At 71.0% G+C, this 12,133-nt stretch carries 11 protein-coding genes and 1 pseudogene; 6 read left to right on the top strand and 6 right to left on the bottom strand.

Annotation, left to right across the window (positions count from 1 at the left end):
- The first annotated feature begins 49 nt into the window (after positions 1-49).
- The gene (locus AOK09_RS23910; protein ID WP_055589301.1) at positions 50-3,007 is read left to right on the top strand and encodes a glycoside hydrolase family 3 protein; all 2,958 of its coding nucleotides are present in this window, start codon (positions 50-52) and stop codon (positions 3,005-3,007) included.
- Positions 3,008-3,129: 122 nt separating this feature from the next.
- Here AOK09_RS23910 and AOK09_RS23905 read toward each other — a convergent pair whose 3' ends face one another.
- Positions 3,130-4,944, bottom strand: a complete 1,815-nt coding sequence (locus tag AOK09_RS23905) for an ABC transporter ATP-binding protein (RefSeq protein WP_079063373.1) — start codon at positions 4,942-4,944, stop codon at positions 3,130-3,132.
- A 475-nt stretch (positions 4,945-5,419) separates the two neighbouring features.
- Positions 5,420-6,091 (bottom strand): DUF4097 family beta strand repeat-containing protein, encoded by a 672-nt coding sequence (locus AOK09_RS23900; protein WP_055589299.1) that lies wholly within the window; start codon positions 6,089-6,091, stop codon positions 5,420-5,422.
- Between the two features lie 223 nt (positions 6,092-6,314).
- Here AOK09_RS23900 and AOK09_RS23895 point away from each other — a divergent pair, with 223 nt between their 5' ends.
- Together AOK09_RS23895 and AOK09_RS23890 are read left to right on the top strand one after the other, a co-directional pair.
- A complete protein-coding gene (locus AOK09_RS23895; RefSeq protein WP_055589298.1) occupies positions 6,315-7,049 on the top strand; it encodes a helix-turn-helix domain-containing protein in 735 nt (244 codons plus the stop codon).
- A gap of 36 nt (positions 7,050-7,085) precedes the next feature.
- Positions 7,086-7,424 (top strand): hypothetical protein, encoded by a 339-nt coding sequence (locus tag AOK09_RS23890; protein WP_055589297.1) that lies wholly within the window; start codon positions 7,086-7,088, stop codon positions 7,422-7,424.
- A 129-nt stretch (positions 7,425-7,553) separates the two neighbouring features.
- On the opposite strand, the gene AOK09_RS23885 is transcribed toward AOK09_RS23890, so the two are convergent.
- The 4 genes from AOK09_RS23885 to AOK09_RS23875 form a co-directional block, all read right to left on the bottom strand.
- Complete coding sequence (locus AOK09_RS23885; RefSeq protein ID WP_079063372.1) at positions 7,554-8,822, bottom strand: RNA polymerase sigma factor; 1,269 nt, start codon at positions 8,820-8,822, stop codon at positions 7,554-7,556.
- On the bottom strand, positions 8,819-9,217 hold the full coding sequence (locus AOK09_RS23880; RefSeq protein ID WP_245687448.1) for a YciI family protein: 399 nt from the start codon (positions 9,215-9,217) through the stop codon (positions 8,819-8,821). Before AOK09_RS23880 ends, AOK09_RS23885 begins: the two co-directional genes overlap by 4 nt.
- A 113-nt stretch (positions 9,218-9,330) precedes the next feature.
- Positions 9,331-9,507 carry a hypothetical protein gene (locus tag AOK09_RS40345; protein ID WP_157876011.1) on the bottom strand — a complete coding sequence of 59 codons (177 nt, stop codon included), beginning with the start codon at positions 9,505-9,507 and terminating at the stop codon, positions 9,331-9,333.
- 20 nt (positions 9,508-9,527) lie between these two features.
- Entirely contained in the window at positions 9,528-9,746 is a 219-nt protein-coding gene (locus AOK09_RS23875) for a hypothetical protein (RefSeq protein ID WP_055589294.1), read from the bottom strand.
- Positions 9,747-9,829: 83 nt separating this feature from the next.
- Here AOK09_RS23875 and AOK09_RS43765 point away from each other — a divergent pair.
- The 3 genes and pseudogenes from AOK09_RS43765 to AOK09_RS41160 all read left to right on the top strand — a co-directional run.
- Positions 9,830-10,021 (top strand): annotated as a pseudogene (locus AOK09_RS43765) (DUF4253 domain-containing protein); the annotation flags it as partial.
- Positions 10,022-10,224: 203 nt separating this feature from the next.
- Entirely contained in the window at positions 10,225-10,467 is a 243-nt protein-coding gene (locus AOK09_RS40340) for a hypothetical protein (protein WP_157876010.1), read from the top strand.
- Positions 10,468-10,507: 40 nt separating this feature from the next.
- Positions 10,508-12,133, top strand: a 1,626-nt coding sequence (locus tag AOK09_RS41160) for a cellulose-binding domain-containing protein (RefSeq protein ID WP_157876009.1), incomplete at its 3' end; no start/stop codon positions are given.

Genomic DNA, 12,133 nt, shown 5'->3' with positions numbered 1-12,133 from the left:
CGCCGCGGCCCCGCCCGCCCTCCCCGTCACCTGCCAAGGGGTTTCCCACGTGAGTTCCACGTCCGTGCCCGCCGAGCTGCCCCTCGACCAGCTCCCCTTCCGCGACCCCGCGCTCGGCCTGCGCGAGCGCGTCGAGGACCTGCTGGGGCGGCTCACCCTCGACGAGCGTGTGGCGATGCTGCACCAGTACTCGCCGGAGGTCCAGCGCCTGGGCGTCGCCGCGTTCCGCACCGGTACCGAGGCGCTGCACGGCGTCGCCTGGCTGGGACCCGCCACCACCTTCCCCCAGGCGGTGGGCCTCGGCGCGACCTGGGACGAGGAACTGCTGCACGCCGTGGCCACCGCCACCTCCGTCGAGCAGCGCGCCTTCCACCACCACCGCGAACCCGCCGTCGGCACCGGCACCAACAGTCTGCAGGCCTGGGCGCCGGTGGTGAACCTGCTGCGCGATCCGCGCTGGGGCCGCAACGAGGAAGGGTACTCGGAGGATCCGCTGCACTCGGCGCGCCTGGGCGACGCCTTCTGCAGGGGCATGTCCGGCGACCACCCGGTCTATCTGCGCACCGCCCCCGTCCTCAAGCACTTCCTCGCCTACAACAACGAGGAGGACCGCTGCACCACCTCCTCCGGGCTGCGCCCGCGGGTGCTGCACGAGTACGACCTGGCCGCCTTCCGCACCGCTGTGGCCTCCGGCTCCGCGACCGGGGTGATGGCGGCCTACAACCTGGTCAACGGCCGCCCCTGCCATGTCAGTCCGCTGCTGGAGACCGAGCTGCGCCGCTGGGCCCTGCCCACCGGGCACGAGCTGTTCGTGGTCAGCGACGCCGAGGCGCCGTCCAACCTGGTCGACCCCGAGCACTACTTCGACGACCACGCCGAGTCCCACGCCGCCGCCCTCAAGGCCGGCATCGACAGCTTCACCGACCACGGCGAGGACACCGCCACCACCTTCGGCCGGATCAAGGAGGCCCTGGCCCGCGGACTGATCACCGAGGAGGACGTCGACCGGGCCGTCCGCCGCCAGTTGTCGATCCGGTTCCGGCTGGGCGAGTTCGACCCCGGTCTCGACCCCTATGCGCGGATCGGCTGGGACGCGGTGGACAGCCCCGGCCACCGGGAGCTGGCACGCCGTGCGGCCACCGAGTCCATCGTGCTGCTGAGCAACGACGGGCTGCTGCCGCTGGAGGGACAGCGCACCCGCCGGGTCGCCGTCATCGGCCCGCTCGCCGACACCCTCTTCGAGGACTGGTACAGCGGCACCATGCCCTACCGGATCACCGCCGCCGCCGGCCTGCGGGCGGCACTGGCGGGGCAGGGCGGCGAGGTGGTCTGCGTGGAGGGCGTGGACCGAATCACGCTGCGCTCCCGGACCACCGGCGCACTGCTCTCCGTCCCCGCCTTCGACCCGGCGGGAGCGCTCACGGCCGCCGTCGCCCCGGAGAAGGGCGAGGTGAACGGCGAGGCGAGCCGATCGGAGAGCGGCGAGTACGGGGAGGACGCCTGCTTCGACCTCTTCGACTGGGGCGGAGGGGTGCTGACGCTGCGCAGCGCACGCAGCGGACGCTACGTCAGCCTGAAGGACGAGGACGCCTCACTGGCCGCCGACCAGGTCCAGCCGGGCGGCTGGGAGGTCCATGAGACCTTCCGTCTGGAGGCCGCCCCCGACGGCGGCGAGGTGCTGCGCAACATCTGCAACGGCAGATACGCCGTCGTCGACCCCGGGACCGGCCGGGTCCGCGTCACCGCCGGGACACCCGCCCAGGCCGAGCGCTGGCAGCGCAGCGTGGTGCGCGACGGCGTCGCCGAGGCGGTGGCCGCCGCAGCCGGCGCCGACGCCGCCGTGGTGGTCCTCGGCAACGACCCGCACATCAACGGCCGGGAGACCGAGGACCGCGAGGGCATCACCCTGCCGCCCGCGCAGGAGCAGCTGCTGCGCGCCGTCGCCGCCGCCCGTCCGCAGACCGCGCTGGTACTGATGAGCAGCTACCCGTACGCGGTGGACTGGGCCGACCGCAACCTGCCCGCCGTGGTGTGGACCTCGCACGGCGGCCAGGAGACCGGACGCGCCCTGGCCTCGGTGCTGCTCGGCGAGGCGGAGCCGGCCGGCCGCCTGCCGCAGACCTGGTACCGGGCCGGTGACGGACTGCCGGAGCGGCTGGACTACGACATCATCAAGGCCGGCTGGACGTACCAGTACCACCGCGCCGCGCCGCTCTACAGCTTCGGCCACGGCCTGTCGTACACCACCTTCGCCTACTCGGGGCTGCGTCTGTCGTCCGCCACGGCGGCGCAGGACGGCACGGTCGAGGTGAGCGTGACACTCACCGACACCGGGAGCCGGGCCGGTACGGAGGTCGTCCAGCTCTACACCCGCGCCCTGGACACCCGCTACGAAGCGCCCCGGCTCCGGCTCGCCGACTTCCGCAAGGTCACCCTGGGTCCCGGGGAGAGCCGGGAGGTGTCCTTCACCCTGCCGATGGAGCGGCTGGCCCACTGGGACGTGGCCACCGGAGCCTTCACCGTGGACCCGGGGGCGTACGAGATCCTGGTCGGCCACTCCGCCGGGCGGATCGCCCTGACCGCGCCGCTGACCGTGACCGGCCCCGCTCCCGGGCCCCGCGCGGTCGTCGACCGCCGGATCCTCGCGGTGGACTTCGACGACTGCACGGCGGTGACCCTGGTGGACGCCGAACGCACCGGTGGCGACGCGGTCGCCCCCATCGGTGGAAGCGCCTCGCTGGTGTTCCGCGCGGCCGAGCTGAGCGGTGCGGTCTCCTTCGAGGCGGAGGTCTCCCGTACCGAGCCCCGCGAGGCCCTGCTGGAGCTGTGGGCGGGGGATCCCGTCACCGGGACGGCGCTGGCCCGGATCGCCGTCCCCGCCACCGGCGGCCGCTACGCCTGGACGAGGGTGACGGCACCGCTGACGGGGCGGCCCGCCGGGGTCCACGATCTGCACCTGGTGCTCACCGGTGCCCAGCGGCTGGCTGCCTTCACCCTGCGCAGCTGAGCGACCGTCAGGCGCATCACCGCGGGGCGGCCCTCCCGCGGTGATGCGCCGCCCGGGGCGGGGTGCGCCCGCGTCATCCCGGCCGGGCGCCGCCGGGCTTCCGGCCTGGCGGCGCCCGGCGCTCAGTGCAGTTCGACCCGCGCGGGGGTCTCTCCGAGGAAGCCGCCCGACTGGTGCTGCCACAGCTTGGCGTAGGCGCCGTCCGCGGCGAGCAGTTCGTGGTGCGTGCCCTGCTCGACGATCCGCCCGCGGTCCAGGACCACCAGCCGGTCCATGGTGGCGACCGTGCTCAGCCGGTGCGCCACCACGAGCGCGGTGCGCCCGTCCATGAGCCGCCACAGCGCCTCCTGGACGAGGATCTCGCTCTCCGAGTCCAGCGCGCTGGTCGCCTCGTCCAGCAGCAGGATCGGTGCGTCACGCAGGATCGCCCTGGCGAGGGCGACCCGCTGGCGCTGTCCGCCGGACAGTTTGACGCCCCGTTCGCCGACCATGGTCTCGAAGCCGTCCGGCAGCGCATCGGCGAACTCCGTGACATGCGCCGCCTCCGCGGCGCGGCGGATCTCCGCGTCGGTGGCGTCCGGGCGGGCGAACGCGATGTTGTCCCGCAGGGTGCGGTGGAACATCGCCGGGTCCTGCGGCACATAGGCGATCAGGCTGCGCAGGTCCGCCTGACGCAGTCTGCTGATGTCCTGACCGCCGATCAGGATGCGGCCGCCGTCGATGTCGGTCAGCCGCAGCAGCAGCCGGGTGAGGGTGGTCTTGCCACCGCCGGACCGGCCCACCAGACCGATCTTGGCCCCGCCGGCCACCGACAGTTCCAGGTCCTCGAAGAGCGGCTCCGCGCCCGCGTGGGCGAAGGTCACCCGCTCGAAGCGCACATCGGCGGCCCGGGAGAGCAGCGGCTCCGGCGACGGCGGGTCGAGCACGGTCGGCGGGCTCAGCAGCAGCTCGGTGAACTGCGCGGCCTCCGTCATCGAGCTCTCCAGACGGCGGTAGATCTGGTTGAACTCGAACATGATCCGCGTGGCGTTGCTGTAGTAGGTGAAGGCGACCACGACCGCCTCCACCCCGTGTTTGCCTCCCCCGAGCGCCACCGCGAGCAGCAGGCCCAGCCCATTGGTCAGCACGGACATCGGCGCCACCAGCGTGTCGATGCGCAGATTGCCGTAGTCCCACGACCGCAGCGTGAGCCGCCGCGACTCGGCGACCCGGGAGCGGTGCTCGGCGGCCTCGCGGTCCTCGGCGGCGAACGCCCGGACCGTGTCCATGTTCATCAGGCTGTCGGCGACATGGCCCGACACCCGGGCGATCGCCTCCTCGCGCTCCCTGACCAGCGCCTGGCGGCGCCGGATCAGGGGCGCCACGCCCAGCGCCGTCAGCACGATCATCGTCAGGAGCCCGACCACGAGCAGCGGTTCGTAGCGCCACAGCACCACCGACCCGAAGATCAGCGGTACGAAGCTGCCCACGACCGAGAAGGTCATGGTGTCGACGAACTCCTCGAAGCGGGAGGCGAAGCTCAGGACCCGCTTGGTCAGCGAACCGGCGAAGTTGTCGTGGAAGAACGCCGCGTCCTTGGCGAACAGTTCGTCCATGCCGATCACATAGAGGTGCTCGATGCCCAGGCCGTCGACGCGGTTGAGGCAGTGCAGGCCGCCACGCCACATCCCCTCCGACAGCAGCAGGACACCGGCGAAGCCCAGTACGTACGGCAGGGTCGCACCGACGTCGACACCGGAGTCCCCGGCGATACGGCCGACGAGCTTGGCGACGATCAGCGGTGCGATGTAGTTGAGGCCGATGTTGCCCACGGCGGGCAGCAGCATCGCGGGCACGGTCAGCCGCCGCAGCCGGGCCAGCTCCCGCCCGTAGTAACGAAGTGCGAGGAGCACCGGGCCCCTGCCCGGCGAACCGTCGCGCGATTCAGGAGATTGCATTCCAACCCTGTGGTGTCGTGCGGCAGGCCGCCCTGTGCTTCCGCGGCGGCCGGCGGGCCTTCGGTTCATGGAGTGCCCCCGCTCGGGCCGTCCCCTGAGCGGCAGGGCATGACGACGGGGCCCCAGCGCAGTTGAGGGCTGCGCATCCGTGCGGGTACGGACAGGCCAGGAATCCCATGGTTGCGCGACGGCACCCGCGGAGTCCAAGCGTTTTCTCGACAGGGTGACGGCATCGCTCACCGGTCCGGCGGCGGTGGGACGCCACGGGCCGCACGGGACCGCGAAGGCTGCGGAGGCCGAACGGCGCTGTGGGTCCGGGGAGTCAGGGCGCCTCGCCGGGCCGTCCGACCGGGTTCGGCGGGAGGGCGCCGTGGGTCGGTGCGCGGCGCAGGCCGATGAGTGGGCGTACGCCGATCGGTGCGCGGCGTACGCCGATGGGTGGGCGTACGCTGCGGCCGGGTGGGCGGGTCTCGTCTCAGAGGCTGTGGGCGGTGATGTCGCCGTAGGCGGTGGTGGCGTGGATGGCGAGGGGGGCGTCGGCGCCGTCGGTGTTCCTGAGGGCGTTGTGGATGCGGCCGTGGGCGGTGCCGGCGTCGAGGGTGGCGGAGACGGTGCGGGCGGCGCCGACGGTGATGTCGCCGTGTTCGGTGCGCAGGGTGACGGTGCCGTGGTGGGCTTCGGTGATGTGGAGGTCGCCCTTCTGGGTGGTGAGCTGGGCGGGGCCGTTGAGACGGCCGAGGGTGATGTCGCCGGCGGCGAGGGTGAGGTGGGCGGTCCGGGTCTCGTCGAGCTTGACGGTGGCCTGGGCGGCTTCGAGGGTGACGTCGCCGAGGCGTCCGACGCCGCGCAGGTCGGCGTCGGCGGCCTTGGCCCGCAGGTGGGAGCCGGTGGGGAGCTGGACAGTGATCTCCAGGGTTCCGGAGGGGCCGAGGACGCGGCCTGCCGCTGCGGGGGTGTGGATGTGCAGGACGCCGTCGGTGTAGCTGACCTGGGTCTGCTCGGCGGCCTTGACGTCGCGGCTGCGGGAGGCGTCGGCGGGCAGGACCTCCACGGTGGTGTCGGCCCGGTCGGCGGCGATGAGCCGGATGTGCCCGGCGGGGATGTCCAGGACGGCGGTGACCGGGGCGGCAGTGGCGAACTTCTGCATGGTGCGCTCCTTCGAGATCCTGTTTCCGATGCAGGAAACGCTACGTTGCGTTCGCAGTACTGGCAACGCCCTTGTTGCATCAATCGGCAGTAAGGGCAGGTCAAGGACTGGAAATCATTGCAATGACCCTGAGGCTTAATGCAACAACCCTAAGTCAGCTCGTTGCAATGGACTGACCGTGAACGCTATGCTGGGCAGACCAGCCGCCACAGAGGGGACCGCGATGCCGGGAGGCAGACTCACCCAGCAGGAACGCCAGCAGATCGCGCTGGGACTGGCCGACGGCCTCGCCTACGCGGAGATCGCCCGGCGCCTCGACCGCCCGACCTCGACCGTCACCCGCGAGGTCATGCGCAACGGCGGCCCCACCGCCTACCGCGCCGACCTCGCCCACCGGGCCACCGAACACCGCGCCCACCGCCGCAGGCAGACCACGCCCCAGGGAGCGGAGGCGCCCGCGCAGGCCCATGGGCGCGACGCCGAGGCGGTGCGCGCCTACGAGGAGACGTTCACCACCGTCCTCATACAGTCGGGCCTGCCCAGGATGATGGCCCGGGTACTGGTCTGCCTCTACACCACCGACGCCGGGAGCCTCACCGCGTCCGAACTGGTCCAGCGCCTCCAGGTCAGCCCGGCGACCATCTCCAAGTCCGTGGCCTTCCTCGAGAGTCAGGGCCTCGTCCGCCGGGAACGCGACGAACGCCGCCGCGAGCGCTATGTGGTGGACGACGACGTCATGTACCAGTCGATGATGGCCAGCGCCCGCGGCACCGCCCAACTGGGCGAGATCGCACGGCAGGGCGTCGGCGTCCTCGGCCCCGGCACCATGGCCGCCACCCGCCTGGAGAACACCGCCCGCTTCGTCGACTTCGTCTCCGAGAGCATCGTCCGCGCGGCGGAGCAGGCCCGCGAGGTCCTCCACACAAAACCCCGGACGCCCCCGGACAGCACCGGCTGAGGGGAATCCCGCCCGGAGAGTTCATCGCCCTGCACCATGGCGGTCACGCCCGGGCAGCTCACCGCCGACGTGGGGACGTTCCCCAGGAGACGCCCGGACCCGCACTTCGGACGGGTGCTCCGGGGCTCACCCAGCGGCACCCGCCTGGCCCGCTCGCAGGCGCTGAGCACGTACTTCCTGTTCCTGGGGCTGCGGCACAAGGTCGGGATCCAGCGGATGATCGGCCAGGTCGTCGAGTGCCTGATCGACGAAATGAATCGCCCGGGCGGATCGAAGGACGCCCAGCTGCGGATCCCGCCGGCCGAGTCAGGGATCCGCCGGCTGTTCACGGGCTGGAGTGGTGAGCCGGTGACCTGCCGCAAGTTCGCCCCGTGAGTGCACGCCGAGCGAGCCTCAGCTTCTCTGAACCCACGGGGATCGAGGCCCTGTGCTCCCGAAGCTGCCGCGAGATGACAAGTAGCTCTCAGTAGCCAGGGCCGTGATCAATGGCCGGGTGCTCGGTAGCTATCCCCGGCGGACTGCGGCAAGGCGTTCGGTCAGGAAGTTGCGCTCCGCGTCGTTGCCGGACAGCTCCAGCGCCTGGCGGTAGGCGACCGATGCCTCCGTTGAACGGCCCAGCCGGTGCAGCAGGTCAGCCTTGATGGCCGGTAGGTACTGGTATCGCGCGAGGCGGCCGTCCTGCTCCAACTCCGTGACCCCGTCCAGCGCCCGTGCCGGCCCCAGGAACATGGACACTGCCACGGTGCGGTTCAACGCGACCACCGGTGAGGGCCACACCGCAAGCAGCGTGTCGTACAGGGTCACGATCTGCGGCCAGTCGGTCTGGTCGTAGGTTGGCGCCTCTGCGTAGAGCGAGGCGATGGCCGCCTGGAGTATGTAGCGGCCCGGGCGCCCACCGCGCAGCCCGTCCACGATCAAGTCGTGCCCTTCGGTGAGTGCCGCTCGGTCCCAAAGAGATCGGTCCTGGTCTTCCAGGCGCAGCAGTCGGCCGTCGGCGTCGGTGCGGGTTGCGCGCCGGGCGTCGGTGACCAGCAGCAGGGCGAGGAGTCCTCGAACCTCCGGCTCGTCGGGCATCAGCTCCCGCAGCATCCTGGTCAGATGCAGCGACTGCTCGACCAGGTCTTGGCGGACCAGTGATGCGCCGGACGGCGCGGTGTGCCCAGCTGTGAAGAGCAGATGGATGACGCCGAGCACCGTGCGCAGCCGGTCCGGCAGCTCGGCCGCTCCTGGCAGCCGGAAGGGGATCCGTGCGACGGAGATCTTCTTCTTCGCCCGGGTGATGCGGGCAGCAAGTGTCGGCTCCGACACCAGGAGCGCCCGCGCGATCTCGGCGGTGGTCACCCCGCACACCAGCCGTAGCGTGAGGGCCAGCTGCGCGTCTTGCGCCAGCGCTGGGTGGCAACACAGGAAGATGAGCCGGAGCCGTTCGTCCGGTACCACGTCGGCCGGATCGACGGCAGCCGGTCCGCCGACCTCCGCTTCGTCGACCTTGTCCTCGGGTTCCACCAGCAGCGGGAGCTTCGAGCGGAGCGTCTGCTCGCGCCGCATCGCGTCCAGTGCGCGGCGCTTGGCCGCGGTGGTGAGCCAGGCCGCCGGGTTGACCGGTATCCCGTCGCGGGCCCAGCTCACCAGGGCCGCGGCGTACGCCTCCTGGACGCACTCCTCGGCCAGGTCCAGGTCGCGCGCGACACGGGCCGTCGCAGCGAGCACCTGGGCCCATCCGCGACGGTGCGCGTCCGCGACCGCCGTTTCGACGTCTTCCGGGGACGTCATGCCGTGGTAGGCCGACGCGCGATGAAAGCGCCTTCGACAGGCCGCACCTCGACGCCACCGCCCTGCCAGGTGGCGGGATTGGCCCGGGCGATCTCCAAAGCGGCATCCAGGTCAGGCGCGTCGATGATGGCGAAGCCGGCGACCACCTCCTTCGCGTCGATGAACGGGCCGTCCGTCACCACGTCGCCACGGATCGAGGTCGCCGTGTCGAGTGCCGGCTGGAGCGCGAACGCCGCAACCAGGACGCCCGCCTGCACCATGTCCTCGAAGTGGCGGTCATGGGCCTCCCGCGCCCCGGGAATGACCTCGGCCTCGTCGGTGTGGGCCTTCGCGTAGATGAGGATCGCGTACTGGGGCACTGCTCTGTCCTTCCAGGTGGTGATGTTGCCGGACACCCTTACGTCGAACGGCCCGCCCGGATTCGACAGCCATCCTCGAATTTCCCTGGCGGCCGATGCCCCGCGCGAGTGACTGGTGGGGCTGCGTCCGCGGCCCCGTCCGTCAGCAACTACACATTCGCCTCCCGATCGCCGCGTGAGCCGCTGCGTACGCGCTCCAGGACGCGGTGGACGGTCGCCCGGCTGACAGAGTAGAGCTCGGCGAGGTCGGCGATGACGAGCGGGATCGGCCGCGTGGAGCCGGCACAACTGAAGGCCGTCAGCAGGGTGTGGGCCAGAACCTCCATTCGGGCGTGCTCAAGCCCCGTCACGAAGGCAATGCGTGGCGGGCGGGCTCGTCCGGGGCTCGGCACCAGTGTGTGGCGTAGGTGAGCAGGTCGTCGCGGGAGAACGGTTCGAGTTCGAAGCGCGGCACGCGGGGGCCCAGGGTGTCGAGTGCCCAGGTAGGCAGGGGACGCGTGGCCACGACGAACCAGTACAGCGCGGGCGCGGGCTGGGCCGCGGCGGTTCCGGTCAGCGTCTGCACAACGGTGCGGCAGGTACTGGTGTCAGGGATCTCGTCGAGGCCGTCGACCAGGACCAGCCGGGGCGTCTTGCTTCGGCACCCGCGTTGTCGCCATCCAGGGCGCGACGGTCTACGTTTCCGTCGCCCACCCACCCCAGACCCTCACCCACGCCACACATATCGCCCTGGAAAACGTCCTGCCCGGTGCGGACGACATCAATGACGGAACAACGCCCTTCCCTCGCTGTGCCGAATCCCTCATGGGAACCCCCCTCTGGTCTTTCTGGTGGGATTGAACGCCTTGGATCCGGGGCCCGAGGTCCAAGGACAAGGAGAGGGAACTTTTCCAAAGCGCGCAACCCCCCGCGCCACACCGCCTCGGGCGCTGCGCCACTGCATCCCCGCCCGCACGGATCACCGGACCCGACCGGCCCACGCGCCTCGGTGTCCGCATCGGGACAACTTTCCCGCCGGCATTCCGGGCGACTTTAATATGCACTTGACCAGCGAGGATGTGCTTCTTGACGCCTACTGGGCCGATGCCTGTGCGCGGAGCGGGAACGCCGGGCGCGGCTGCGGCGACGTGCGGCCGATGGCCGGCACGGCATGGGAAGGCGAAGCGTTGACGCCCGCAGCAAGCGCTTGTTACGTTGAACGGCGCGTCACGAGCATCGCGTGGCAAAAAGCAAGCCTTCTGCCTTTTCAGGTGGAAAGTCAGCCAGCAGTCGCTTTCATACGCTGACAGGCTTCCCGCCACGGCAGCCTCCGCCCAACAGTTCTGGATGAGAGGTCTCAGCATCGTGAAGCGCACCTGGATTTCCCCTGCCCCGCGGCAGAATTCCGCGACCGCCGGCGGCGGTACGGGCGGTGAGGGGCGACGGCTCCGCTCGCTCCGCGTCCCGGCCGCCGTCGCCGTGGCCGCCCTGGCATCGGCCGGCCTGCTGGCGGTCCCGCCGTCCGTCTCGCAGGCCGCGACCACCCTCAATAGCAACGCCCTGTTCGTGTCGCCGAACGGCAGTGCCGGCGCCGCCGGCACGGAGTCCACCCCCACGACACTCGCCTCCGCCATCACCCGGATCACCGCGGGCGGGACGATCTACCTGCGCGGCGGGTCGTACAACCTCGCGCAGACGGTCAACATCGCGAGGGGCAACGACGGCACCTCCAGCGCCCGCAAGGAGTTGTCCGCCTACCCCGGCGAGACCCCCGTGCTGGACTTCTCGGCGATGAGCGAGGACTCGGCCAACCGCGGACTGGCTCTCAACGGGTCGTACTGGCACCTGTACGGCATCACCGTCGAGCACGCGGGCGACAACGGGATCACCGTCGGCGGCAGCAACAACGTCATCGAACGTGTGGTGACGGCGTACAGCCACGACACCGGGCTGCAGATCTCCCGGGCGTCCTCCAGCGACACCCACGCCCAGTGGCCGGCGAACAACCTGGTCATCAGCTCCGAGTCGCACGACAACCGCGACTCCACCGGCGAGAACGCCGACGGCTTCGCGGCCAAGCTCACCGTCGGCCCGGGGAACGTCTTCCGCTACGACGTGTCGCACAACAACATCGACGACGGCTGGGACCTCTACACCAAGAGCGACACCGGGCCCATCGACCCGGTGACCATCGAGAACTCCCTCTCCTACAACCAGGGCACCCTGAGCGACGGCACCCAGGCGTCCAACGGCGACCGCAACGGCTTCAAGCTCGGCGGCGACGACATCCCGGTCGACCACATCGTCCGGAACGACATCGCCTACCGCAACGGCAAGCACGGGTTCACCTACAACAGCAACCCCGGCTCGATCGCGATGTCCGGCGACGTCAGCATCGACAACGGCGAGCGCAACTTCTCCTTCGACGCGGGCACGTCGGTGTTCCGCAACAACACCTCGTGCCGCAGCGCCAGCGGGTCCAACGACAAGACCGTCGGTGACGCCGACAGCTCCAACCAGTTCTGGACGGGCACCAACGGGTCACGGTGTGCGTCCTACACGGGTGCCCTGGGCTGGTCCTTCGCCTCGGACGGCAGCCTCGTGGTGACCTTCGGCGGCAAGGCGACGGGCGGCACGACCACGACCGGCGGCACGACCACGACGGGCGGCACCACCACCGGCGGGACGACCACCACGGGTGGCACCACGGGTGGCACCGCCACCGCATGCACGGTCGCGTACACCCCCAGCACCTGGACGGGCGGGTTCACCGCCAACGTGACCGTCACCAACACCGGCTCCAGCGCCGTCAACGGCTGGAAGGTCGGTTTCACCCTGCCTTCCGGCCAGACCGTCACCAGCGCCTGGAACGCCGCCGTCAGCCCGTCCTCGGGAGCGGTGACCGCCACCGACATGTCCTACAACGCCCAGATCCCGCCCGGCGGCAGCCAGTCCTTCGGGTTCCAGGGCACC

It is taken from the genome of Peterkaempfera griseoplana, from assembly GCF_001418575.1.
GTDB classification, from domain to species: domain Bacteria; phylum Actinomycetota; class Actinomycetes; order Streptomycetales; family Streptomycetaceae; genus Peterkaempfera; species Peterkaempfera griseoplana.
Note: the sequence above shows the minus strand (reverse complement) of the source record. Positions and strands in the feature narration are given on the sequence as shown.

What these genes read in the sequence shown, in the direction of transcription:
- AOK09_RS40345 (WP_157876011.1), bottom strand. Translation starts at nt 9,507, where the DNA reads ATGGAGGTTCTGGCCCACACCCTGCTGACGGCCTTCAGTTGTGCCGGC.
- AOK09_RS23885 (WP_079063372.1), bottom strand. Translation starts at nt 8,822, where the DNA reads ATGACGTCCCCGGAAGACGTCGAAACGGCGGTCGCGGACGCGCACCGT.
- AOK09_RS23890 (WP_055589297.1), top strand. Translation starts at nt 7,086, where the DNA reads ATGGCGGTCACGCCCGGGCAGCTCACCGCCGACGTGGGGACGTTCCCC.
- AOK09_RS23895 (WP_055589298.1), top strand. Translation starts at nt 6,315, where the DNA reads ATGCCGGGAGGCAGACTCACCCAGCAGGAACGCCAGCAGATCGCGCTG.
- AOK09_RS23900 (WP_055589299.1), bottom strand. Translation starts at nt 6,091, where the DNA reads ATGCAGAAGTTCGCCACTGCCGCCCCGGTCACCGCCGTCCTGGACATC.
- AOK09_RS23905 (WP_079063373.1), bottom strand. Translation starts at nt 4,944, where the DNA reads ATGCAATCTCCTGAATCGCGCGACGGTTCGCCGGGCAGGGGCCCGGTG.